The sequence below is a fragment of the Leptospira ilyithenensis genome (genome assembly GCF_004771005.1).
GTDB lineage: Bacteria > Spirochaetota > Leptospiria > Leptospirales > Leptospiraceae > Leptospira_A > Leptospira_A ilyithenensis.
This window is the reverse complement of the sequence record NZ_RQHV01000061.1, coordinates 140312-166440: the sequence shown is the minus strand read 5'-3', so window position 1 is coordinate 166440 and position 26129 is coordinate 140312. Positions and strand designations below refer to the sequence as shown.

Sequence of the window (26129 nt, the reverse complement as noted above, 5' to 3'; positions counted from 1 at the left end):
ACCTAAAGCCAGTTAGCTCCTCGCGGGATGTATTTCCCGGGAATGTTTTTTGTAAAAAAATCTTTTTTCGGCGCAAACCAGTTATAATAAATGATATGACGAAGCGCCGCCACTCCGTCTTTCCAGGTGATTTTTTTGCCCTCCAGATAATTTCTAGGATAGTAAGAAATCGGAAATTCCTGAACTCTGACTTTCAATCTTCCTACTTTTGCAGTTACCTCCGGTTCGAATCCGAACCGATTCGATTCCAAATGAATGTTTTTTATGATCTCTGCCTTAAAAACTTTATAACAAGTTTCCATATCGGTAAGATAAAGCCCGCTTAGAAAGTTTGATAAGATGGTTAGAAAACGATTGATCAGATAGTGAAACGTACGATGGACTTGTCTACCGTCCTTCTTGAAACGGGAACCGAACACAACATCCGCTTTGCCTGATGCTACAGGTTCAATGAGCATCGGAATCTCTTCCATATCATATTCAAAATCGGCATCTTGAACAATAATGATATCTCCCTTTGCCGCCTGTATCCCTCTCCGTAAGGCAGCACCCTTACCTTGATTTTTCTCTTGGAAAATCAATTGATGCTCGGAACGAAAAGAAAATTGTTTCAAGATAGTTCTGGATTCATCTTTAGAGCAATCATCAATGAACACCAATTCTTTCGCTGTCGGGATTTTCAAAGCATCTACCTTCTCTAAAAATTCCAACAAATGACCGGCTTCATTATAGATCGGAATGATCAGTGAAGTAGTTGGTAAATTCGATTTCGGTGATTTTGTAGTTTTTTTTATTTTAGATGAAGCCATGGTTATTACTAATTTAGTGTTTGCTATATATCGTCAATGGTTTAACAAAGAATCTCTGGACAAAGACGGAAAGTTTCAAATACTAATCTTTGTAAACGATGAAATCCAACCTTACCCAAATCAGCATCATTGCCCCTTTTTATAACGAAGAAAGCGGAGCGAAAGAATTTTTTTCAAGGGTGGAATCCGTTCTTTCCAAACTCCCTTACTCATACGAAATCATTACGATCAATGACGGAAGTCGCGACAATACCTTATCCATTTTACTTTCGGAACAAAAAAGAAATCCGAAAATCAAGGTACTTAATTTTTCCAGAAACTTCGGAAAAGAAGCGGGACTTTCGGCCGGACTTGCTTTTAGCAGCGGAGATATGGTCATTCCCATTGACTCCGATCTGCAAGATCCTCCCGAAATCATTCCCAATATGATTCAAAAATGGAAAGAAGGTTATGAAGTCGTTTACGCGAAACGAAAGGAAAGGGCCGGGGAAAGTTGGTTCAAAAAACTGACTGCGAATTTTTTTTACAAAAGCATCAGCTACATGAGTGATGTGGAAATACCGAGAGACGTGGGAGATTTTCGCCTAATCGATCGCAAGGTGGTAGACGCGATCAACAGCATGGGAGAACGAAATAGATTTATGAAGGGGATCTTCGCCTGGGTGGGATTCAAACATACGTTCATCGAGTATGATAGAGATGCCAGATTCGAAGGAAATACGAAGTGGAATTACTGGAAGTTGTGGAATTTTGCTTTGGACGGAATTCTGATGTTTAGCACGATACCATTGAAGATATGGAGTTATATCGGATTTGCGGTTTCCGGATTTGCTTTTTTTTATCTGATCTTTCGAATCATTCGGGTTCTGATCCGAGGGATAGATGTTCCGGGATACGATTCGACGATCGTCATCGTACTTTTCTTAGGTGGGATTCAGTTGATAGGCATCGGTGTTTTGGGCGAGTATATTGCCAGAGTGTTTCATGAAGTGAAACAAAGACCGGTTTATTTGGTAAGTGAGGCAATCGGTTTCAAAACAAATTCAAAAAAGAAAAAATAAATCTATCTTCTTTTCATTACATAAAGAATGGGAATCCCCATTCTTTCCACTGTATGAATGATGTCTCCCGGGTATTCTTTATAGAAATCGAGCACTCTGGTGGCTAATAAATAATCGGAAGGCGCCCCTCTTTTTGCAAAAAGGAATTTTTGTTTTCCCGAATGTTTCATCAGATCAAAATGACCAATCCTCTCCATACTTTCGTCCGTGAATAAATTTGCCTTTGTACGAGAACTTGCAAATTGTCTGTATTCCAACTCGGATTTATAAAATTCCTGCTTGTTGAAATAATAATCCGACTGACTTGCTGTTGCCGAGTTGGAAACCCTTACCTGTCTCGGATCATTCTTTAAATGATTCTTCAACCAAAGGCTTCCCTCTTTGATACTGGTTGCCCAATAATCGGAGTCGAATTTTTTCCAACCTTCTTCCATTCCCGAACTAAACGTACGGTTGAAGTAAATATATTCGTAAGGATGCATCCGGTACATGATATAAAAACTATCCGCCATCGCAATAGCGATGAGAATTAGAGATAAAACCCGAATCTTTTTATCAAGCTGACCGATAAGATCTGAAAAAACTTTTGCCAAAATACAAATGATAGGCGGTAATACGAAAAAAACCTGCCTGTATCCGTTGTATAAAACAGGCTTTTTCAATATAATGATAAAAAGAGCACCTAATCCTGCAAATACTAATATCCAAAAGCCCTGATCAATTTTTAAATTTTTAAAAAATTCTTTTTTAAATACAATCAAATAAGCCAATATGCCCAAACCGATGATACAAACCAGAAATAGATAATCCGGCAAAGTATAAGCAAAGAAAGTAGGTAGATATTTTCTTCCTATTTCGGGAGCTTTGATTTTTTCTCCGGCAAACATCACCGGACCCGCCCATGGAAATTGAGACATGGTCTTAAAAGTCCGAATTGCATTCAAGACTGGAGACTTTAATAAGTAAGGCCAGAAAAGAAGAGCAGTTGTATATGAGATAACAAAGAACTGTAATCCTTTTGATAGCAAGATCTTTAAATTATCTTTTAAATTCGAATCCTTACGATAATGAAACGAAAGAAGGAACAAACCGAAAATAGGCCAAAGTAAAATTCCCAAAATCCGAACCCCAATGGCAAAGCCGGTAAAAACGGAAAACAAAAGAAAATCGGTCAACTTAGGAGATTTTAATTTGGTGTAACGAATGAAAAAATAAACAGCACCGATATAAAAACTGGAAAACGGAATATCTTTAGGATTAAAAAAAATATGACCTGTGTATTCTGGAATTCCCAAAAGAAAAATATATGCCAAAAGCCCCACTCGTTTGGAAAAAGAAATTTCACAGATTTTATATACAAAATAAAATCCGAGAAGCCCGATCCATCCGTTGAAAAAATGCCTCACTTCATAAATGGAATCCGAATTGAATAAGTATAAAATTGAATTTGTAAATATTTGTGAAATCACATCATAGAATCCGCCGTAATAAAACAGATCTATATAAGATACTGCAACGGGATTTTTACCGAAAGACATATAATACTCAATGATAAAGTTTCCGTAATTTTTATGAAATGTTTCGTCATAGGAAATCCCGTAATCGGGTGCTAACAAAAACGTCAAAGGCAACGAAACAATCAAAAATATAATAAAAGGATATCTTGAAATAAAATTCATAAAAAATAGTATTTGCCTCATTGGTATTCGTATTCCGACATAGGCACTTCGCGTAACAAAGGGAGACCTTTTTTAAAACGAATCATATCTTCCGCCGCCTGTTTTTCCATATTCAATCTGCAATCATAAGAACAGGAACCCATGTGTTGAGTCAAAATCACATTGTCCAGAGAAACAAAATCTCCGTTATACGGCTCTTTTTCAAAAACGTCCAATGCAGCACCTGCGATTTTTCCCTGTTTCAAACATTCATACAGATCATTTTCATTCACAAGTTCTCCTCGCGCAGTATTGATAAGAAACGAATCCGGTTTAAAAAACTTCAAACTCTCTTTATTGACAAGCTCCCTAGTCAGTTGATAAGCGGGAACATGCAAGCTGATCACATCCGATCCGGAATAAATTTCTTCCTTCGATGCGAAATGAATATCAAGTCCCAAATCCGCGAGAGATTGCATTTCCGAAACAATATCCTTTTTATCATTCACAAGAATCTTAGCACCGAAGGGCAAAAGAAGTCGGGCGACATTTGTTCCGACTCTACCGAATCCGATAAGTCCAATTATAGATTCGCCTAGTCTTTTTCCAAAATGTCGTATCCATTTTCCACCACGAATCTCACGATCAGCAAGTCCCACTCTACGGGTTAAAGCGAGAATAAGTCCGATCGTCAACTCTGCAACTGCCATAGTAACCGCATCTGGCGTATAACAGACCTTAATGTTTTTTTCCTTGCACTTCCATAAATCCACACTGTCAAGCCCAATCCCCACTCTCGAAATCAACTGCAACCTGGAAGTCCCGGAAATCAATTCACTCAGATCTTCCGTTCCCGCAATCAATCCGTCGCAATCAGATGCAAATTCGGCAATCTCGGACTTGGAAAGTTTACGGGAAAGAGGATTATAAATAATTTCCACACCCTCTTCCTCCTTTAATAAATTACGAGGACTAGGGTCTACTTTACCAAATGGGAAGGTAGATACGAAAATCTTAAAAGGTTTCATAGTCGTTTTCTTTTCTTAAACATTTATAAATAAAAACATTGTTAAAACAATCCATTTTCATTTTTCTTACCAATAGAACTTGAATGAAGATCTCCATCATAACAGCTGTTTATAATAGAAAAGATACAATCCGTCAATGTATTGAGTCAGTCCTCGCTCAAAAAAATATAACGATCGAATATATCATTGTGGACGGCGGATCGAAAGACGGAACGAAGGAAATAATACAATCCTACGGAAACAAGATACAAAGATTTATCTCGGAACCTGACAAAGGGATTTACGATGCTTTGAACAAAGGTCTCCGTGCTGCAACGGGCGATGTGATTGGCCTACTTCATTCCGATGACAGATTTGCTGATGATTTCGTATTGGCCAGGATTGCGGAAACATTCTCCAAAGAAGATATAGATGCGGTCTTTGCCGATATTATTTTTATAAATTCATCTGGAAAATTAATTCGTAAATACAAATCCGGCAACTTCAAACCGAAAGATTTTGCCTTCGGCAAAATGCCCGCTCATCCAAGTTTTTATGCAAAAAAAGAAGTTTATGACCGATTGGGAGTATTCGATATAAAATTCAAAATCGCCGCCGACTTCGAACTGCTTGCCCGTTTTTTCCAAGCTAACATCCATTATAAATACATACCCGAAACTTGGGTCATTATGCAAACAGGCGGGGAAAGTACAAAAGGATTCAAAAGCAATCTGATCATCAACAAGGAAATCAAACAAGCCTGTGACGGGTTGGGAATCAAAACAAACTATTTTAAAATCTATTCCAAATACTTTACCAAACTCTTCGAGTTTATTGTTTGAAACATCTCAAACAATTCCAATTATCCTTATTCCACTTTCTGATGTTCCCTTAGAAGATAATATCCGGAAGATCATTCCCGATAAGACAAAATCGGCATCATCTTATCAAATAACGGATCGGTCAGTAACATATGCAATCGGGTCGCATCAGGATAAGGCAATTCCAATACGGGTGTTTTCGCAAGAAGGAACGGTAAGGAGGAACCTTTTTCCTTTGCCTCCATCCGTTTGGCAGTCACCAAAACGGATAACATCTTTTCCCTTTGCAAAAACAAACTCGCCCTTTCGATAAAACCTTCTCTTATTACCCGATTGGTAAAAACAATAGATAACAATAAGAAGGAAAGATTTGCAAATAGGATTATCCGTTTCCGATTTAACAAACAGATAAGGATAAAAAAAGTAAATAACGGACCAAGGGATAGTATGTCCAAATAACGATTTGCAATATTTGCTTCAGAGCCGCCTCCTCTTGCATATACAAGCAATAGAATTTGTGCATAAATCCAAATCTGCAAACTTATCAGATATTGAACATACGGGTTTTTTAGTTTTTCCCTTTTAAAAATCAGGATAATAAAAAATAAAGAAAAGGTAAATCCGTGAATATAATAACCGAATCCGATTTTATTTATACCCGGCCAACCCATGTATAACGATAAGGAATTCAAATAAGTATGATAATCCGAAGCGTGAAGTTCTTCGTGCCCGGAAGGCAATTTTGTAAAAAATATTTCAAAAACAAATAATAATAGAAATGAGATAGAGATAAGAATCGTTTTCTTTTTATCTTCTGAAAGACCAAAGATTAGTTTCAAACAGGAAACAACAGATATGACAAATGCTACCAATGCTCCGCTTGCTATATTAAAAAAAGCAAATACGGAAAACACAAAGGCCGATAGAACGAATTTCCTATTTGATTCTCCGAAAGAAGAATAATAGATGGAGATAACGGAAAACAAAACCATAAAGTAAAACTGACTTTGAAATCCCCATAACATATTCTCCGTTCCCAAAGGAGCGGCAAAATAAACGGCAATCCCCAAACAAGCAGAATAAGAGCGGTTGATCTTCCAAAAAGTTTGTGCAAGAAAACCTGCGATTGCACCGGGAATCATTGCCTGTATCTGCATCACAAGAACAGTATTCCAATGTCCATTTAACAAAAAGATGACGATGCTCAGGATCCTGGTAAAGAAAATCCGATGTTCATTGTGTTGGGAAATCAAATGCTTGAGATCATAATCGCCCCGAAGAATGGGCAAATAAATGGAATCCGCCTCACCATCCCACTGATCCCAAAAGGGAACGTCCACTCCGTACAAACCGATCCATAGCAAACGAATGGACCAGACCAGAAAGAATACGGTTAAGAATATCTGATATTTATGAAATTTTTTCTTCAAATGAAAGAAGATCATTTTATATCCGATTTCTCCGCAAGAAGATCATCAAGAATGAGTAATCTTTCAAACCAAATCTTAAGTAATGTAGCGAGATACCTTCTGCCCATAGCACGAAGTTTTAAATTGGACTGTCCCCACTTTCTACCATACCAATTGATAGGAATGGATGCGATTTTATAATCGCGGATCAGCGCGGAAAGTGAAAGTTCGATCGTGATATTAAAATGGCAGGCATGAAGAGGATGTATATTTTTTATAACGGAAGCTCTGTATGCTTTAAACGCATTCGTTAAATCGTTATGCCGGGTTAAAAATAATAACTGCAAAAAAGAATTTACGATTCGGTTTACATAGTATTTTATTACCGGATATTCTTTTACAACGGATCCGTTTCGGAAACGGCTTCCGAATACGCAATCGTACCCTTCCTGTATTTTGTTATAATACCTGACTATATCTTCCGGATCATCGGACAAATCAGCCATTACAATTACCACTACGTCACCGGTAAAATTTTCCAATCCGGTTCGAATGGCTCTTCCGAAACCACCCGGTGCGGTTCTCGAAACCAATTTCACTTCAGGATACGTACGTTGTAATTCTTTTACTTTCTCCGGAGTTTTATCCTTACTGTTATCATTTACGATTACGATCTCAAAAGGAATCTTGTCCTGTTTTAAAAAAGGAACGATCTGCGAGACGGTAGGAATGATGTTTTCCTCCTCGTTATAAGCTGGAATGATAATACTGAGTTTATCTTTCTTGATCATGATTAAACCCGCAGGGAAGTAGCATCATAAATCTGAACAAGAATATCGTTTAAGTCGTAATTATATTTCCAATCGGGATAATGTTTTTGAAATTTACGAACATCGCTGATATACCAAATATGATCTCCGATCCGGTTGTCTTCCATATAAGTATAATTCATTTTTTTGCCGGTAATTTTTTCACATTGTTCGATCGCTTCCATCATGGAACAATTGGAATGGCGGCTTCCTCCCGCATTATAAACCTCTCCGGCTTTCGGATTTTTTAAAAAATGGTAAAACATATTTACCAAATCATAACTATGAATATTGTCCCGAACCTGCTTGCCTTTATATCCGAATACGTTATAATGTTGGCCAGTAATTGCACACTTCATCAGATAAGCAAGAAACCCATGTAATGCGGTACCGGAATGCCCCGGACCGGTCAAACACCCGCCCCTGAATACTCCTGTTTTTATCCCGAAGTATTTTCCGTATTCCTGAACCATTACGTCGGCCGCTACCTTCGAGCTGCCGAACAGGGAGTGTTTGGTTTGATCAATGCTCATGGATTCGTCGATTCCGTACCGAAAGTAAGGATGTTTTTCATCAATCTCCCAGCGTTTTTCCATTTCAACTAACGGTAAATAGTTGGGAGTATCGCCGTAAACCTTGTTAGTAGAAGTAAAGATAAAAACGGATTTTGGAGAATATAGTCTCACAGCCTCAAGCAAAACGAGAGTTCCGTTTGCATTTACAGTAAAATCCTTAAATGGATCTTTGGCTGCCCAATCGTGCGACGGTTGCGCTGCCGCATGAATTACAAGTTCTATATCATCATTATATTCTTTGAAAATAGGAAAAATGGATTCTTGGTTCCGAATATCGACCGAATAATGTTTGTAATTCGGAATGGACTCTTCGAGTTGTTTTCTTTGCCAATGAGTAGAAGCCTCCTCACCGAAAAAATCCTTACGCATATCATTGTCGATTCCGACGATCTGGTATCCCTTGTTTGCAAAAAACCGAACGGATTCAGCACCGATCAAGCCGGCCGATCCTGTTATAATTACTACGCCCATTTTACTTACCTTTATAATATATTAGCCAAAATCAAAGAGTTTTCTTGAATCCAAATATGGATTTCCTTCAAAATCGTTTCCGGATCATATTTCGGTCGCCAACCGAATGTATTTTTTACTTTTGTGCAATCGGAAAGATAGATTCGAATGTCAGCCTGTCTATCTTCGAGAACGGATTCGATTTCAATTTTGTTTCCTGTGATTTTCTGACAAATGTCGGTCAGTTCCAACAAACTCACACTTACTTCCCGTCCTCCACCGACATTAAAAGTTTGTCCGTTGCTTAATTCCCAACTTCCAATCTGCAATTTAAGCAGAGCGTAAAGATCTTCCACATGAAGCAAATCTCTTACTTGTTTCCCTTTTCCGCCATATCCGAAGTATTTCAAATTTCTTTTATAAACATGAGAAGCTAACCAAAATACAACGACGCCTTGGTCGATTTTCCCCATCTGCCAAGGTCCGGTCAAAACTCCGCATCGGTTGATCAGAGTTCTTAAACCGTAGGTATCTCCGTATTCCTGTATGATCAATTCGGAAGCAAGCTTCGTACTTCCGTAGAGCGATCTAGGTTTTTCCAAAGGAAACGATTCGGTAATTCCAAGCGAACTCACTCCGCTTAACTTTTGTTTATCGTTCCATTCGAATCGGGTTTCGGATTCCTTCCAATCGGCTTGATTCAAAGATTCGATCGGATACACTCTACTGGTTGAAAAAAATACAAAATCGGATTTGTCTCTTCTTGCCAATTCCAAACAATTCAAAGTTCCTATTAAATTGGTTTGAATCAGGTAATCAGGGGAGCTGTTGATCCCTGCCATGACGGACGGTTCCGCAGAACATTCCAAAATCAAATCAATCTTCGGAAGAGCAAACAGGTCTTCTTTAATCCTGATATCTCCGTGAAAGAATTCAATACCCTTGGAACGTAATCTTGAAATATTTAATTCAGAACCTCTTCTCTTGAGATTATCGAAGGCGATTATTTTATCGTTCGGATTTTCTTCTTTCCAGCGCAATGCCAAGTGCGATCCGAGAAACCCCGCGCCACCGGTAACTAAAACTGTTTTCATTTATTTTCTACCAAAATCATATCTATTCTTTTTAATATTTCCGCTTCTTCGATGGATGTCAAACAAGGAATTTCGTCACTTTGGAATCCGTCGATTTAAGTCAAAATCCGGAAAAGAACAAATCCCCAAAGAGTTTTTTCTTGAGTAAAAAGAATCATTTCAATTCCATTGAATATTATACCCGAGTGATCAATGTATAAACATTCATCTCTTCGAGATAGATGTTTCATTTATATTCAATTTCAAACTCTTTACTAACAAAAAAACCAATTAACATAAAAAATGCGAACAATCATTTTCTTCAGCCATGTAAAAGACCTCACTCTCTTTAAAACCGTTGCTTACTACGAACAAGACATCCGTGCACTCGAAGATCTGGGATATAAAGTCATTGTTACAAATCGAATTTTGGATTTGTTCCTTACCAAATGCGATTTCATCTACGTATGGTGGTGGACCTACTCGATCTTCGGTTTGATTGCAGGTTACTTAAGAAACAAAAAAGTGATTATTTCCGGAGCATTTCATTACAGCACTCCTTTGATGCAAGGAACGGATTTCATCAGAAGAAGTTTTTTATATAAAATTCTCGTTCGATTGGGATTGATTTTTGCCGATGCGAATATTTTCATATCCGACATCGAATTTAACGATGTAAAAAAAAACCTAGCCGTCAAAAACCCATATATCATCGGTTGCTGTATTGATGGGAAAAAATACTCCCCTCGAAAAAACACAAAAAAAAAATCCAAACAAGCAGGTAAAGCGCCATACCAGCTAACAGTGATTTCCTGGCTAGAGCAACATAATATGGAAAGAAAAAGAATCTTTCAACTTATGAATGTAGTTAAGGTTCTTGATGAAAAAGACATTTCCATTCATTTCAATGTTTGTGGCCGGCCAGGTCCGGGATTTGCAAACTTGGAACAACATGTAAATCATCTGGAGATCAAACACCTGGTTACATTTCATGGAAACGTAACCGAAGAATTCAAAGTAGAACTTCTCCATAGAACGGACCTTTATATGGCACCTACACTTTACGAAGGTTTCGGATTGGCGGTTGCGGAAGCTATGGCCTGCGAATGTCCGATTCTAACAAGCGCAAATGGTGCGATCACCGAAGTCGTTGGAGATACCGGCATATATACGGATCCTTTGTCTATTGATTCCATGGTTGAAGCTACGATAAAAATTCTTAAGAACGAACCGTTAAGAAATAAGATGGGTTCCCGTGCCAGAGCAAGAATTCTGAGTCAATTTACATTTGAAAACAAACGAATTGCTATGATGAATATGCTCAAAGATTTGAATGTATATTCCGAATGCATTGAATCTCAGGAAGGATGACCTTCCCATCGTCCCGTTTTTCCCAAGATTCCATCAACGATTCCTCTAAAAATTGCGAAACGGACCTTCACGTTTCGTTTGCTCATCAAAACAAGATTGATAACCAAACGAGTGATAATCGAAAATAGTATGTAAAACAGAAACACAGGAAAGGAGAGATAATCTTTCGCAAGCAAGATCCGATTTCTTGTAATATAATAAAATGCTAAGAAATTCCCCGAACCTCCCCCACTTTGGGAATGTTTGTGATAAATAATCAGATTTGTATCCAGTTCGGAATAATATCCCAATTCTTTCGCCTTTAAACCCAATTCAAGATCTTCACAGTATAGGAAAAGCTTTTGGTCGAAAAGAGTCTTCCGCTCCGAAGTTAAATCTTTGTATATGAAATTATTGATAACAAGACTAGAACCTTCGCAATAAGAAGTATCCCATTTTTCATTTGGCAAAACTTTCTTTGATTTGGAATATTGAACTCCGAAAATCGTCAAAGGGAAGGATGCTCCGGAAAACAATAAGCGGTCTCCGGTCTCGTCAAACACCAAAGATCCCACCAAACGATCATTCAACTCCAGTCTCGTGTGTATGTATTTCATAGTCTCTTCGGGAATTGTAATATCCGTATTTAATACCCAAAAATGATGTTCTGGAAATTTTTGAAATGCATGATCTGCGATCAAATTGATTCCGCCGGCAAATCCCAAATTCTCGTCGCTTTCTACAAGATGAAAGGAATCGTTTTTATGGAGTCCTTTTTTCTCGATACCTTCCTTAAGGATCTTTTTTTCAGCATCATTGGAGTTGTTTTCCAACAGAAAAAGCTGCCAATCATTTGCAATGACATAAGGCATTACCAATTCAATAAACTTTAACGTGAGTTCGGCTGTATTCCAATGGACGGTAAGCAATGAAAAACGATTCAATATTTTACCAGCTTACGCAATAAATTCAGAAAAGGAATCTTTCGAAAAATCCTTTGATGCCTGAAAAGAGCATCTTCCTTTTCTTTGATCACTTTCAAATACCTATTTAGCAAAAATTCATCCTTATAGCCGTAACTTACCGTTTTGATTTCAGGATTCAAAAATAAATAAGTAGGCAACAACCTTTCCAAAAAGAACGGTAAAAAGGAAGCTTCGTATATATAGGAAGTCTTTCTTTTAATCAGTTTCTGGATCTTGGATTCCGTTTCAATGACAGAAACCATATCCTTTAAAAAGATCAGATAGGATTTCCAGAATACGCCCGAACCCGCAAAATAATTGCAATAAAGTTGTCTATCTTTCTCCAATCGGATTTTGCTTAAATCAATCCTATACTTTGAGAGATCGAAGACAGTTTGAGATATTTTTAAAAGTCCCGGATGAACATTCTCTCCTTGTATCCACGGATTATCATACAAATGAATCAGCTCAGGATAAGGGTTTGCCAAATACACTTCCTTGTTAGGATTCGATTGCACAAACTGAAAAAACTCATTTCCGGTAATACCCGTTTTCTCTCCGAACTTCCATGATACGGCACCGTAAAAATTTTCATCGACTAATTCGGATTCGTCAAACAGATGAAAGAATACTTCCGTTTCATAGAGTTGTCTGAAGTTTTTGCTTTGATTGAAATACGGGATAAACCCGTCCAAAAGAGAAGCCTTTTGGTTTTCATGAAAATAAATCTGGTGTATTTTAATTTGCAAACAGAAACCAGCCTATGGCTTAAACATTCAAACTGAAATCAAACTTGGATCTTGAAAGGTTCGGATTATAATAAGGATCTTTATCTATCACTTCCTTCCATTTCTCTTCCATCATTTTCGATTCCCGCTCCAAGCGGATTTTCTTTTCAGGACTGACATCCGAGCCTCTTGATTTTGATTCATAATGGAAAATCCGAACATAAGGAAGATATAAATTCCTATAACCTAATTTTCCCAGTTTTAAACAAAAATCTATATCATTATAGGAAACGGCAAAATTTTCATCCAAACCGCCGACTTTTTTAAACTTCTTTTTGCTGATCATAAAACAAGCACCGGTAACTGCAGAAACATTATTCGTTAATTTCAAATAACAATAATGTTTCGTCGATTCGCAATATTCACCTAACATTGAATGATTGGCAATCCCACCTACTCCCAAAATCACTCCCGCGTGTTGAATTGTTTCATCGGAGTAAAGAAGCATACATCCCACGGCACCGGTCTTTTCTCTTTGTGCCTGGCTGAGTAACGATTCAACCCAATCGGGAGAAATGATTTCAGTATCGTTATTTAAAATAATCAAGTATTCGCCGCTTGCATTTTCACATCCATAGTTGATCAATTTCGAAAAATTAAACGGGATATCATACTCTAGCCAAAGAAAACGATCCGGCTCCTTTTCTTTCCAATGATGAATAAGACTGATCGCCTTCTTTTCATCGGTTCCGTTATCCACTAAAACTACTTCGATATTTTGATAACTTGATTTGGCAAATATCGAGTTCAGACATTTTTCCAAAAAAGCGCTTTGATTTCTACTTGGGATGACAATTGATACCTTGGGATTATTCTTTAGTGAATACCTAATATTGAAGTTTCCCGCATAACCGGGAACAGGTTCAACAATTCCTTTTTCCTTACGTCTTTCCAAAGCCTCGACAAGTGCCCTCTCTCCTGCAACGGCTGCATAAGATTTTGCACCTGCATTGAGAGAAGTCGAATTGATATGAGTTCTCCAATGGTATAATATCTTCGGAATATGATAGATCCGATCGGTCTTTTCCGAAAAACGAAGCATCAGATCATAATCCTGGCTTCCTTCCAGACCTTTTCGAAATCCTTTGATCCGATCTATAATTTTTTTACGATACAACGAAAAATGACAGGTATAGTTACGGGATAAATATGATTCCTGCGACCAATCCGGTTTGAAGAAAGGACTGAATAATTTTCCATCTTCCGTAATTTTATCTTCATCTGAATAAATCATGTCGATGGAACGGTTTTTATTTAATGCAAGAATATTTTGAAACAAAGCATCTTTGGTCAAAAGATCGTCCTGATCCAATAGAGCGACAAACTCGCCTTTTGCGATAGACAATGCGGAATTGGATGCATCCGAAATATGGCCGTTTTTGTTTCTATAAATGACTTTGATTCTGGAATCTTTTTTTCTATAGGTTTCTATTATATTTTTGATCTCGGTATCCGTAGACGCATCGTCAGCCAAACACAATTCCCAATTTTCGTAAACTTGCGCGAGAACGGAATCAATGGCTGCCTTAAAAAACGGAATCGGAGGGTTGTAAACCGGAGTAATAATCGATACCAAAGGTTTGTATGAAAGTATTTTACATACATCTTTCATACCTTCACAATCGGACTCTCTTGGGAAATACTTCCGTAACCAAAGAGCATATTCCGCATTTCCGATCGTTTCGGGAAACAGGTTAATATCAGTCCTCTTTTTCTCAAAGAAGAACTTCAATACTTTGGATCGGACTAGGAACAAAAAGCGTTTCCCTCCCAGTCGGGAATAGAGGTGATAGATTGATTTCGTATATGATAATAATTGCATAGACAATGATTTGGTTTATTTGCGAAGAATTTTACCGATCAGAAATTTTACCGATCGGAAAAGAAAAGGAGGAGTCATATCTTTGATCAGAATTTTTATAAATAAGATCATGTTTTCTTTAAAGGGCAAGGTTGTTTTGTGAATCACATTCATCCATTTATCCAAATGATAAATATTATGATAGCTTATATCTTCACATCGGAATAAAGCGAACGGCGAATGAAAATAAGCAAAAGCAGACTCCATTCCCGTCCCCACTGTAATTCCGCGAAAGTTTCGATCAATCAAGGAGATGGTAAATTTAAATTTTTCCTTTGATAAGATCAACAACCCTGAATGAGGATTCAAAGCAACTCGAAACGATTTACCTTGGATCTGTTTATTTTGTTGGGTCCAACCCGGCAAAGCAGACCAATCCACACAATACTCGTTTCCTTGTGGATCTTTCTCCAATCGATTCGGAAGAATCACCTCATTGACAAGAGAGTCTTTGTCAAAATCCACTATATGCTGAAATGTTTCTTTCGGTAGAAAAATATCATCTTCGATATTGATAAAATAGTCGTAGTTATCCGAAGAATCAGCCATCTTCGACAAACTTTCGTAAACCAAAAATATCGGATTTTTTTGAACGGAAGAAAAATCAAGATCAAGCGGTATCAAAGAATTATTGCCCATCCCGCAGACTTTAATATCAATATCACCGAGTTTTTTCAACTGCCCGATGCAATCTTCCAAATTCTTTTTCCGTAAACCAGCTCTCATGGCAATTTCATCCGCACTTGTGTTTAAAGGGAGAGAAGATTGGCCCGTAAAGTATCGGTTATGACCGAAGTAATGATTGATATAACAAAGAATTTTCATAATTTAAAATAAAATCTTATCATTATTAGCTGCCAATGGATGTCTTCTAGTCGATCAATCCGAAAGAGCGGATCAATCTAAGAAAATAAAGCCCGATCGCTCGAACCCACTTTATATTCCGAAAAATATTCATTAGCTGAGGTAATCTCAGAAGAGAAAAAACGAACAAATCATTTTCCATCTTGATAAATCTCTCAATCAGAGAAATTGTAAGTGGAGACAAATGTTGCTTTCTACTTCTTACCCTCTCTTCTTCCAATAGAGGAGCATTATTTGGATTCGAGCCGAATCCTTCGGTGTTAAACTGACTGATTGCAACCGGAACATAAGTAAAGCTCGCATTTCCTACTCCGATTGCTTTCAGAAAAAAATCAATATCGGCAATTATCTTATAAGATAAATCATAAAGTCCGTACGTATCAAACAAGCTGCGTCGTATCATGGTAGCGCAGTGCCAAAGAACTCCATAAGCTAAAAAAGGCAATGTAAGCTGGGCAGGGCTTCTTCCATAGTCAATCCTGCCATTTCCATGATCGACTAACATATCACCGTAAATAATATCAGAATCCGGACTCGCCTCAAAAACTTTTTCAAATACAGAACTGTTTACCAGAAAATCTCCGGAATTCAAAAAAAGACAATACTCACTTTTTGAATTTAAAATTCCTTTGTTCTGAGCATCGTATATTCCCTTGTCTTTCTCACTTACCCAAAAGGAAAACCCATCCTGAAATTTCAAAATCAGATCCAACGACCCGTCTTTGGAACCACCGTCAATAATGAGATGTTCGAAGTCTCTCCAGGTTTGAGAGCGAACGGATTCGATTGTCTTCAAAAGACCGTCTTTATTATTAAAATTGATTGTTATAACGGAAAGTTTAGGCATAAAAAATCGGCAATTGCAATGAAATCAGCAGACTCCGATTGTTCAAGTCAATATGATCGAATAAAGCGTATTAGATGGTAATCCGAGCCAATATGCAAAATTTCTTTTTACAACCGCCGACTCAGAGACTCCTATCAATCGGAAGGCTGCGTCGATCCGATCCTTGAAATCGGAAGGAAATAAAAGATTTAAATTTTCTTCCGTACAATAAAAACTTTGTCCCAATATCTTATAAATCTTCAAATGCAATGCTTTAGGGAAATAATGAAACAGCGGAAGTCCCGTATGAAACTCCAAAGGATGCAAACGATTGGGTGATGTCAAAAACACTCCTTTTTTAGAAACACGAATCAGCTCGGCAATAAATGCTTCCTGATTTGAAGAATTTCCAACATGTTCGATCACCGCATGTGAGAAGACCCAATCAAAACTCTTGTCGGAAAAAGGTAAAATCCGCCCATCCCCTTTAACATAGGTTAATCCCGGGTAAATCTTTTCCAGTTCCTTGAAATCGCCAAGACCTAAGGCTGTGATGTTGTTTTTATAGGGAAAATATTGTTCAAAAAAATTGGACGAAGGATGATCTTGTGCGGAAACACCAACATCCAATACTTTGATTTTTTCGGTCACATTTGCAATTGCAGCAAATTGATTGTAAATTCTTTGTCGGACCAATTTCAAGGATCTTTCCGCAAGTGAAGAAAGTCCCAAAGAGTTAAACCGGAAGTAAGACGAGTCTTTATTTACGGCCATCGCCTTTATCATCCTTGTAGTTCAACAGATACAACTCAAAATCAAATTTATGAAATCGGGAGCTTGTATCCAGAATCAGTCCGATTGATAACGAAATCAAAGAAGTAATCATAAGACCGGTCGCAAGAATAGCAAGAGGGATATGATATATGTATTTTTCCAAATAATAATCCTTAAACACCGGATAGGCGGAAAATAAACCTGCAAAAAACAACGATAAGGATAAATAACCGAAAAAATGAAAAGGTTTGTAAAACTTAAAAATCCAAATAATCGTTTTCAATACTTTGATTCCGTCTTTAAATGTATTCAATTTGGAAAAACTACCAGTTGGTCTGTCTTTATAAACTATTCTCTCTTCCTTTACTTTAAAACCTTTGTCCAAAGCATGTAAGGTCATTTCGGTTTCCAATTCGAAACCTTTGCACAGGATAGGATATGTCTTAACGAACTTTCTGTTAAATACACGATAACCCGACATGATATCGTTCAATTTCGATTGGAATAAAGTATTGATAAACCATTTCACCAACATATTTCCCAAGTAGTGGAACTTGCGTTTATTTTCGTTTTTGTAAGCGCCGTTATGATGTCTGTCGCCGACGATCATATCCGCGGATTCATTGACAAGAGAATCGATCAAATGATTCAAATCGGATGCCTGATAAGTACAATCCGCATCCGACATCACGTAAATATCCGCTTCGATTTCATGAAAAGCAGTTCGAACGGCAAAAGCCTTTCCTTGTCTTGTTTCATTTATAATCTTTCCGTTCACTTTGAACTCTTTAAACGTAGCAGCCGCAATAGATTCAGTTTTATCTTTTGAATTATTATTAATTACAACAATCAAAGCTTTCGGAAATTTTCTATAAAAATCCAAAATAGTATCACGGATCGTTAATTCTTCATTATAGGCGGGAAGTAAAATTGCCAATCTATCAGTAGTCTTCACTCATTTTTCCTTAAAAATAAATTTCGAGATAACCTTATTATCTTTCTTTAACCATACAAAAAGAACCTGACACTGGCGGATAGTAACCACCGCCGCAAGCAATATCGATAAATTTGAATAACTCATCAAATTTTGAAAAAACTTCATCTTTCAAATCCTGATCCCAATTCAAACAATGCTGAATATATCCTTTTGACATTTCGGAAAAAGATTCTTGTTTTGATTTTGTTTCATTGAGTCCGTCTGCAAACGCCTCTAAACCCATATTCGGATAAACCAATAACCTCATACCTGTTTTAGATGCAAGCTGTTGTAATTCATAGATATTAAAAATATGTTTGTCTTCCAAATGAGATTTATTCATATCCCGTCGGTTTGAATTGGACATGGTAAGTGATAATTCTTCCAACTTTTCGATCAGTCGTTTGCTAAGTTTCTTAGAAAATACAAGATAAGCTTTTGCTAAAACACCCAACATCAAAAAGCCGTCGGAAATCGGTTCTTGGCAAACAAAGGCGCCACCTATTTTCAATTTTGCGGAAACTAATGTTACAAATTCTTCAAAATACTCAATATGGTGCAAAGCATTTGCCATACAAACCAATGAGTAAACATTGTCCGGCAAGTCCTTCAAATCATCACCGTTGAAAATACCATAACTAACGTTAGACTTAGTTTTTGCGTATTTTTCAACATTGTTGCGGCAAATTTCCACAAATACAGAAGAAGCATCTGTGACCATAAAATCGGAAAAACCATGAGCTTCCGCAAGACTGACCGATATCAGACCGTTTCCTGCACCAATCTCTATAGCAGGACCATTTATATCGCAGCCAAGAGATTTCATTAATTGAATCACACCGTATCCGTGAGTGAGAGTGGAAAAATCCATATCAGCTTCATATTCGGATTCGTCATGAGTAAATCTCCTGTCTTCGGAGATCAGGAAAATTCCATTGTTTGTCTTTAAAGAATTTTTCCAATTGATATAGGCATCCGACATACTTGTTTGTCCTTATAAATAAAAATCTAAAATATAAAAAGCCCGAGATTTTAAATCAAAAAAATAATTTCTATAAAACCCACGGTTTGGACGGATTCTTAACAGGGATTCTTAACATATCAATATATCTTTCAGATAATTCAAAAACAAAAATGTCGATTTCCGAAAACGATATCTTATCGGAATTATGCGGCAAACCATGCCAAATAAAATAAGATTTATGAAAACTCTCGGCCAATAAGTCTCTAGGGCCGTAGACTACAAAGGAATCACAGAAAAAATACGCATTCGGGAATGTTTTCTCTTCAGTATCATATTCAAAGTTATGCGGTTCAATATTGTTTCCGGGTTTTGCTTTCTTTTTAAAAGTAGGCATAAGGCTTACCGATTGTTCGAATAAGGTTCCGCCAAGTCCTATCATACCTGCCAAATCCCCGCTTGCAGAAACTTCTTTTATTTCAAAATCGGAAATAGGACGAATTAAAATGCTTGGATAATCTTTTTGCAAAAAGTCAACGATACCCTTATAGCCGAAATAAGCTCCCAAAGGATTCCAATGAGTATCATAATAATAATAGAGGTTAGTGTGATTTGATTTTTCGAGCAATAGATTTTCTTTCAGAGAAAGAAAAGGAATCTCTTTGTTCTTTTTCAGATGTTCAACCAATTGATCGAAGCGATTCCTATTTTTATATTTTCTTACGTAATCAGGAACAAACTCCGGATAAATTGATTCTTTATTCGGAGTAAATACCAAATAAAAATCTATATTCAACTTTTTAAACAAATTCATCCTTTCAAGAATATTTGTTTCTATTGTTTTCAACTCTTCTCGGGTAAAGTAATTGATACCTCTGTAATCACCGATCGTATCCCCGCTACTTTTGGTAAAATAATACATCATATTGTTTTTGCCGATTACGATATCCTGGTGTGCCGATACCCCAAAAACAAAATATTTTATATAGCTCAATGCAAAGATCGCTTTTGCACGAAACGGAAAATTATCGGAAAAAAAAGTATCGAATTTTCTAAGATAATCAGGAAGCTCGGAAACGGTTTTCAAGACCGGTCTCTCGCTTAACAGGCGATTCTCGCTCAAATCATTATCGGAAACGTTGAATAAAAACAAATAAAAGGGTGCAAGAATAATGACAAGAGTCAATACGGAGAAAAATTTTGAAAGACTCGAACGTATCATACAAATAACTTACTTGCCCACTGTATATCACATAAACTTTTATTACGCATTATAATCTACACTATTTCTCTTTCTATATATGGACTTCAGAATCTAAAATAAATGAACGGATTGTATGTGCTTCCCGCAAGATTCAAAATAGACAAAACCAGCAGCAATATGACTGCAAAGGATTTTGTAATATAATATAAATTCGGAAATCGATCGTAAGAAGCAAATAATCTTTCAAAAAGAATTCCGATGATTCTCTTTATCGGATATGAAAAAACGATTCCAAAAAAGATAGAAACAAGATACAACGAATTGATATACAATCCGGGATGATAGACAGTATCTTCCAACCTAAAACTAAACAACAATTTGACTACGTGCAGTGCAGGCCTCAGACCTTCCACACGGAAGAACACCCAAGCAACCATTACAGTAAGAATTGTATAAATATTTCCCAAGAAGTAAGGAATTTTTTTCAAAATATCAGATAGAAAATATCTTTCAGCCAAAAGAAAAAATCCGTGTAACAAACCCCAGATGATAAAATTCCAACTGGCACCGTGCCATAAACCTGTTAGAAAAAAAACAACCAGAAGATTCATAACAAGTCTATGTTGGGAAACCCGATTCCCACCCAAAGGTACGTAAACATAGTCCCGAAACCAAGTGGAGAGTGAAATATGCCATCTTCTCCAAAAATCCTGAATGGAATTGGCCGAATAAGGAAGATTAAAATTTTCTATAAAATGAAAGCCAAACAATCTCCCGAGCCCGATCGCCATGTCCGAATAGCCGGAAAAATCATAATAAATCTGAATGGTATAAGACAGGACGGCTAACCAAGCAAGCGGAGTATTCAAATCCGTCGAAGGCAATGCAAATATTTTATCCGCAACAAACGCAGCAGGATTCGCAATTAACACTTTTTTAGCAAGACCAAGGATGAATCTCTTTAGGCCTACATCGACATCGGTCCATTTGATTTTTCTGGAAATCAAATCTCTCTGAATATCAATATAGCGAACAATAGGGCCGGCTATCAGCTGCGGGAAAAAGCTAATATACAATAAAAATCTGGAAAATTTAAATTGAGCATGTACCTGACCTCTATAAATATCAATCAGGTAGGAAATCATTTGAAATGTAAAAAAAGAAATGCCTATCGGCAAATGAATCTCAAGAAGATCGATTTTCTCACCTGAAAACTGAAATAGATTTTGTAGGAAAAAATTATAATATTTGAAATAAGCAATCGCAGATAGATTGATAAATATTCCGAAAAACAAAATCGGCTTTGATTTTCTTTCTTCTAAAAAAATACCGATAAGATAATTGAAGACAACGGATGCGACGAGTATAATCAAATAGTATGACTCCCCCCAAAAATAAAATAGCAAACTGAAAGATATCAGAACGGAATTCTGATATTCTCTTCTTACTAAAAAATAGAAGGATATGACTAGAGGCAGAAATAAAAGTAGAAATACGATTGAACTGAAAACCATGCTTATAATTTAAATTGATAAGGTTTATTAACCGGAAATTTATATTGATACAATAACTCATCCGAATTCTTTTTACGAACTTTAATATTCATAAGTACGGTTTCATCGGTGACAGGAAAAACGATCTCAGTACCCGATTCATACAAAGACCGCCAAGTTCCTTTTACAACAGGACTCCCGTTTTCTTTCTCAAAAGCAAAATGATACAAAAGCCCGTCTTCCGGATTTTCTCCTACTGATGGAAAAGTAACGTTGAAATGATACTTCTCAGATGCGGTTGTGAATGAGTAAAACAACAAAACATATTTCCCTCCGCATTTGTCCTCAGGTATATTGCTTTTACAAAAGATATATTCGATCTCACCTCCTCCAAGATTTCCTTTTTTTTCAATTCCCGGAGTCGTTTTAGATTTTAATTTCAAACCGAGATTCATATAATAATTATTTGCATTGCTGAATATGAGATTGGTAACACCATCTTTCAGATTCAAATAATTGGAAGTTGAATATCTGGGACTGGTATTCAATCCGATTAGCTTGAGGTAAGGCATTTCCCAATGCGTATAAACAAGATTTACATTTTTCAAATCTTTCATGAACATCTTCAAGTCAGGGCTCGGATCGGAATCAGCGTTCCTATCGAAATTGGTAACGATAGCACGAACCAAACTTCTCCGGATATTATCTTTAAAAATCACCATACATTGGTAAATATTGGTGATGATCACGAAGATTAAAAATGTTCGGAAAATATTTCTCTTTAGTCTCGGTAAGGAATGATGCAAGTCGATCGCCTTTGCAACCGCAGGCATAGCAAACAAGAAAGAATAAGTAAAATAGGTTTGTACAGTGTATTGAAATTTAATTAGGAATGCGAAAGTAAAAATCCAGGAAAAAAAAGTAAGAATCAACCAAGGATAAATTCTCGTTCTCCATGCTTTGAGCTCGGTGAACTGAAACAATATATATATGAGAAAAACCGGAACAAAACCCAACCAAACAGTCGTTTCCATACGAAAAATGGCTTCAGGAATCAAAAACAATCCCTTAAACGGATCATAAGGTGAGAAATAAGTCGGATTTAAATCAATCCAAGAAACCAGAAACGATAACTTCTCCTTAATTAAAGTATAAGTTTCCAACCTAACATCCATTTTTTTTAAATATAGAAAATCAGGCAGATTAGCAAATGTTAACTGGACCAGAAAAAGATAAAAATTCTGAAAACCCATATGAATGCTCATCTGGCTATTGATGATAGCTTTGCTCAAATCACTCGAAAACTTTCCAATAGAAATATAATTCAGAATGGAATGAATCGTTACTGCGAGTAAAAGAAAAAATGACAGGAAAGAATATTTGATTTTATTCGATTTCAAATGGAAAAGATAATCCCGGATTTTGAGTTTTGTCAGGGAATATAAAAATCCAAGACCTAGAATAGGCATTAGAAAAACATAATGTTCTTTAATAGTGACCGAAATCAAAACAGAAAGCGAAAAGCTGATAAAGAAAAACGGTTGGTTTGTTTTTATCCATTTGAGAAAAAAAGCGACGGCAAGTACCATCGGTACGCCTGCCATAACTTCATCGTTTCCTGCAGTGGCGATGCAGAACATCAAACCGGAACTAACTCCCATAAGTGCCGCAAGATGAGCGGAGAAGATACTTGAATCCAAGTTTCTTGCAAAATAATAAACCACAAGGTAGGAAATTGCCCATGCGCCCATTGTAAAAAAATGCAGCCAATGAACATCCATTTGAAACAATACGAAGGGAACATGGCTCAAAGGCCCGCTCAAAGGATAAAAAATTACTCTGGGATCGATCCCGTTTGCGGTATGCAAAAGATTTCCGCTATTAACATACAAAAACGTGCGAACCAATCGATATGCTTCAGAATCCGGATTATTAGGTAGAAAATAATATGCTAAAAATATATTTGCAATTACCAAACATAAAAAAGAACCGATGCACAAAACAATGACTAGTCTGTATTTTTTTCCAAAACTATCCGATTGAAATTCTGGACTGTATTTGCGAATTACAAATACAATATAGATCGCAGTAAGCAAGGCTGATACGGACAAGTATGCATAAAGATTGCCGAGCAATCCGAACAAGGAAGTGATATAACCGGTCAGTATGATATTAAACCAGAAAAATATCAATACGGATAAAACTTTTTCTACGGATATCTGGCCGACTCTCCTTATAAAAAGATACGGCAAAACTAAATTCAAAAATAAGAAAAATGAAAACAACATAATATGAATATCCTTTAAAAAATCAATATCAACGTTTACTTAGAATTGAGCTATATAGTTCGATATAGTCGGAAACGACCTTCTCTTCCGCAAAATGATTCTTTATCCATTGGTATAACTCTTCTCTTTTATACTTTGCACTTTTTTGTTCCAAAAGGACATTATCTACATTTTTCTTAAAATCATCCTTGTCAAAGCAAAGACTTCTGTATCCCGAAACTCCGTTCATAACTATATCCTTTAATCCGGAAGTATCAAAAGAAACCACAGGAGTACCGCAGGAAATCGATTCGGCGGCAGTAAGACAAAAAGACTCTATCTTGGACGGAACAAGTGTTATATCAACAGAGGAATACATGACAGCAAGGTCTTCCGCGGATTTAAGATAGCCAAGATGAATGATATCTACATATTTTGTTTTTAATTCAATCGGAGCGGAACCGAAAACGACGAAGGAAATATTTTCATTTCTTTCTTCTTCGTATTTTTTGATCAACTCTTCGATAATATAATACCCTTTGTTGCCGTCTCTGTAATCGGAACCGAATAACAGTAAACTTTTTTCGGAAGGAAGACGTAAAATATCACGGGAAGCTGCAGAATCCCTTGGGGAAAAAATTTCCGTCCGAAGGATATTGGGAACTACATTGACTGGAAATTCGGAAAATAAAAGACTTTCCCTCGCAATCCCTGCAATCCACCGACTAACACCAACAGGAAAAATTTTCAAACTCGAATAGACTTTCCTTTTTCTTTCCCAAACGGAAAAGTTGACATTATCTTTTGCATATCCCGTTTTATATGCTTCGTCGAAGCAGACATGTTCGGCACCTAAAAATGGCCACATATCATGCATGGTCCAAACGATAGGAACCTTGATCTCGGAAAGCGCTTCAATACCGATAAAATTATTTCCTATCCAATGCAAATGAACTATATCCGGTTTCAATACATCCAATATCAGCTTTATATCCAGGAAGGAATAATTCTGAAAAGAATGCATTACTTCTTTCTTAAAAACAGCCTTTTTATATTTTCTGTTTCTTATGAAATGAACGATCGAATCGATTAAAAACCCGAATCCGCTGCTCTCCTTCGCCAGAACAACGGTCTCTTCATCCGAATCACGTTTAGAAACCAGCATCAAAGAATTTTGACCTTTCCTGATCAGACCTTTATGAATATTAAAGGCAGCTTTTGCGGCTCCCCCCGAATTGTCCGAAGTGGAAAGATGTAAAATAAAAGGTTTTATATTTTTATCTATAGATAAACTCTCGTATAATTTTTTGTCATTTCGGATCAAAATTCTTTTAAGAATATAAACAAAGACAACAAACGGTTTTGTTATTAAATAAAGCATCCGATTAAAATAAAATCGGACTGAGAAGGAAACCTTGGGATCGTATAAAGATGAATAAAAAAGATAAAGTAAAAACGGATGGTATTTTTTTTGTATCGTCTTATATTCGTTAATTATAATGATCTCATTTTCCTTTTTGGCACTTACTCCTTCCAAATCATAAATGACCACCACCGTATCTACATGTTTCTTCGTAATTCCCGGACGGAACCAAACTCTTTGAAGTAAATCAAAGTCTGCTGCAAATCGATATTTTAAATCGTAAAGACCGTAATTTTCAAAAATCCTTTTGTGAAAAAACACAGCTTGGTGACAAAGATACTTTTCACGATACCAATATTCATAGGATATATGATCTGGATACTTGACATCGATCCTGTTTTTGGCCCTATCGATCATCAGGATGTTACCGTACAAAATGTCCTCGGATTTCGAGGAATCCTTGATTCTTTGGAGCACATGATCATTTTCAAAGCTGTCACCGGCATTTAAAAATAACAGGTAATCTCCCGATGAAAGTCTTATTCCCTTGTTTTGCGCGTCATAAATACCGTCGTCTTTTTCGGAGATGAATTTGATATAAGGAGCCATCACCCCGTTTACAAAATCTCCGGTGCCGTCGGAAGATCCTCCGTCCACAATGATTACTTCAAAGTCTCTGCACCTTTGCCTTTCCAGACTTTTGAGAGTTTTTTTCAAACCCTCCTTGTTATTAAAACTGACGGAGATAATGGAAAATAAAGGCAT

22 protein-coding genes are annotated in these 26129 nt (G+C 36.8%); 3 read left to right on the top strand and 19 right to left on the bottom strand.

Annotated elements, in window-relative coordinates:
• Positions 1–2: 2 nt before the first annotated feature.
• Positions 3–809: a glycosyltransferase family 2 protein gene (locus EHS11_RS14010; protein WP_135765033.1), complete on the bottom strand. Its 807-nt coding sequence runs from the start codon at positions 807–809 to the stop codon at positions 3–5.
• Between the two features lie 98 nt (positions 810–907).
• On the opposite strand from EHS11_RS14010, the gene EHS11_RS14005 reads away from it, so the two are divergent.
• The gene (locus tag EHS11_RS14005; RefSeq protein ID WP_135765032.1) at positions 908–1870 is read left to right on the top strand and encodes a glycosyltransferase family 2 protein; all 963 of its coding nucleotides are present in this window, start codon (positions 908–910) and stop codon (positions 1868–1870) included.
• A gap of 2 nt (positions 1871–1872) precedes the next feature.
• On the opposite strand, the gene EHS11_RS14000 is transcribed toward EHS11_RS14005, so the two are convergent.
• The gene (locus tag EHS11_RS14000; RefSeq protein ID WP_167884456.1) at positions 1873–3549 is read right to left on the bottom strand and encodes a glycosyltransferase family 39 protein; all 1677 of its coding nucleotides are present in this window, start codon (positions 3547–3549) and stop codon (positions 1873–1875) included.
• Between the two features lie 17 nt (positions 3550–3566).
• Positions 3567–4556, bottom strand: a complete 990-nt coding sequence (locus EHS11_RS13995) for a phosphoglycerate dehydrogenase (protein ID WP_135765030.1) — start codon at positions 4554–4556, stop codon at positions 3567–3569.
• A gap of 83 nt (positions 4557–4639) precedes the next feature.
• On the opposite strand from EHS11_RS13995, the gene EHS11_RS13990 reads away from it, so the two are divergent.
• Entirely contained in the window at positions 4640–5377 is a 738-nt protein-coding gene (locus tag EHS11_RS13990) for a glycosyltransferase family 2 protein (protein ID WP_135765029.1), read from the top strand.
• A 71-nt stretch (positions 5378–5448) separates the two neighbouring features.
• Here EHS11_RS13990 and EHS11_RS13985 read toward each other — a convergent pair whose 3' ends face one another.
• From EHS11_RS13985 to EHS11_RS13970, 4 genes are read right to left on the bottom strand one after another with little or no spacing between them, the layout of a single operon-like run.
• The gene (locus EHS11_RS13985) at positions 5449–6801 is read right to left on the bottom strand and encodes a hypothetical protein (RefSeq protein ID WP_135765028.1); all 1353 of its coding nucleotides are present in this window, start codon (positions 6799–6801) and stop codon (positions 5449–5451) included.
• Positions 6798–7556 carry a glycosyltransferase family 2 protein gene (locus EHS11_RS13980; RefSeq protein ID WP_135765027.1) on the bottom strand — a complete coding sequence of 253 codons (759 nt, stop codon included), beginning with the start codon at positions 7554–7556 and terminating at the stop codon, positions 6798–6800. Before EHS11_RS13980 ends, EHS11_RS13985 begins: the two co-directional genes overlap by 4 nt.
• Positions 7557–7558: 2 nt before the next feature.
• Positions 7559–8620, bottom strand: coding sequence for an NAD-dependent epimerase/dehydratase family protein (locus tag EHS11_RS13975; protein ID WP_135765026.1), 1062 nt, complete (start codon positions 8618–8620; stop codon positions 7559–7561).
• An 11-nt stretch (positions 8621–8631) separates the two neighbouring features.
• On the bottom strand, positions 8632–9693 hold the full coding sequence (locus EHS11_RS13970; RefSeq protein ID WP_135765025.1) for an NAD-dependent epimerase/dehydratase family protein: 1062 nt from the start codon (positions 9691–9693) through the stop codon (positions 8632–8634).
• A 282-nt stretch (positions 9694–9975) separates the two neighbouring features.
• Between EHS11_RS13970 and EHS11_RS13965 the strand changes: the two genes are divergently transcribed.
• The gene (locus EHS11_RS13965; RefSeq protein ID WP_135765024.1) at positions 9976–11043 is read left to right on the top strand and encodes a glycosyltransferase family 4 protein; all 1068 of its coding nucleotides are present in this window, start codon (positions 9976–9978) and stop codon (positions 11041–11043) included.
• Here EHS11_RS13965 and EHS11_RS13960 read toward each other — a convergent pair.
• From EHS11_RS13960 to EHS11_RS13905, 12 genes are all read right to left on the bottom strand, one after another.
• Positions 11031–11966, bottom strand: a complete 936-nt coding sequence (locus EHS11_RS13960) for a glycosyltransferase family 2 protein (RefSeq protein WP_135765023.1) — start codon at positions 11964–11966, stop codon at positions 11031–11033. The two genes, EHS11_RS13965 and EHS11_RS13960, sit on opposite strands and share 13 nt — an antisense overlap.
• Positions 11963–12736, bottom strand: coding sequence for a hypothetical protein (locus tag EHS11_RS13955; RefSeq protein WP_135765022.1), 774 nt, complete (start codon positions 12734–12736; stop codon positions 11963–11965). The genes EHS11_RS13960 and EHS11_RS13955 overlap by 4 nt, the downstream gene beginning before the upstream one ends.
• Before the next feature lie 19 nt (positions 12737–12755).
• A complete protein-coding gene (locus EHS11_RS13950; RefSeq protein WP_135765021.1) occupies positions 12756–14597 on the bottom strand; it encodes a glycosyltransferase family 2 protein in 1842 nt (613 codons plus the stop codon).
• 15 nt (positions 14598–14612) lie between these two features.
• Entirely contained in the window at positions 14613–15461 is an 849-nt protein-coding gene (locus EHS11_RS13945; RefSeq protein ID WP_135765020.1) for a hypothetical protein, read from the bottom strand.
• Between the two features lie 46 nt (positions 15462–15507).
• Positions 15508–16347 (bottom strand): glycosyltransferase family 2 protein, encoded by an 840-nt coding sequence (locus EHS11_RS13940; RefSeq protein ID WP_135765019.1) that lies wholly within the window; start codon positions 16345–16347, stop codon positions 15508–15510.
• A gap of 42 nt (positions 16348–16389) precedes the next feature.
• A complete protein-coding gene (locus tag EHS11_RS13935) occupies positions 16390–17100 on the bottom strand; it encodes a methyltransferase domain-containing protein (RefSeq protein WP_167884454.1) in 711 nt (236 codons plus the stop codon).
• The gene (locus tag EHS11_RS13930) at positions 17087–18055 is read right to left on the bottom strand and encodes a glycosyltransferase family 2 protein (RefSeq protein ID WP_135765017.1); all 969 of its coding nucleotides are present in this window, start codon (positions 18053–18055) and stop codon (positions 17087–17089) included. The genes EHS11_RS13935 and EHS11_RS13930 overlap by 14 nt, the downstream gene beginning before the upstream one ends.
• 37 nt (positions 18056–18092) lie before the next feature.
• A complete protein-coding gene (locus tag EHS11_RS13925; protein ID WP_135765016.1) occupies positions 18093–19058 on the bottom strand; it encodes a class I SAM-dependent methyltransferase in 966 nt (321 codons plus the stop codon).
• A 70-nt stretch (positions 19059–19128) separates the two neighbouring features.
• Positions 19129–20259 (bottom strand): alginate O-acetyltransferase AlgX-related protein, encoded by a 1131-nt coding sequence (locus EHS11_RS13920; protein ID WP_135765015.1) that lies wholly within the window; start codon positions 20257–20259, stop codon positions 19129–19131.
• A gap of 86 nt (positions 20260–20345) precedes the next feature.
• The gene (locus tag EHS11_RS13915) at positions 20346–21755 is read right to left on the bottom strand and encodes an MBOAT family O-acyltransferase (protein WP_135765014.1); all 1410 of its coding nucleotides are present in this window, start codon (positions 21753–21755) and stop codon (positions 20346–20348) included.
• A 2-nt stretch (positions 21756–21757) separates the two neighbouring features.
• On the bottom strand, positions 21758–24022 hold the full coding sequence (locus tag EHS11_RS13910) for a hypothetical protein (RefSeq protein WP_135765013.1): 2265 nt from the start codon (positions 24020–24022) through the stop codon (positions 21758–21760).
• A gap of 28 nt (positions 24023–24050) precedes the next feature.
• Entirely contained in the window at positions 24051–26129 is a 2079-nt protein-coding gene (locus tag EHS11_RS13905; RefSeq protein ID WP_167884453.1) for a glycosyltransferase, read from the bottom strand.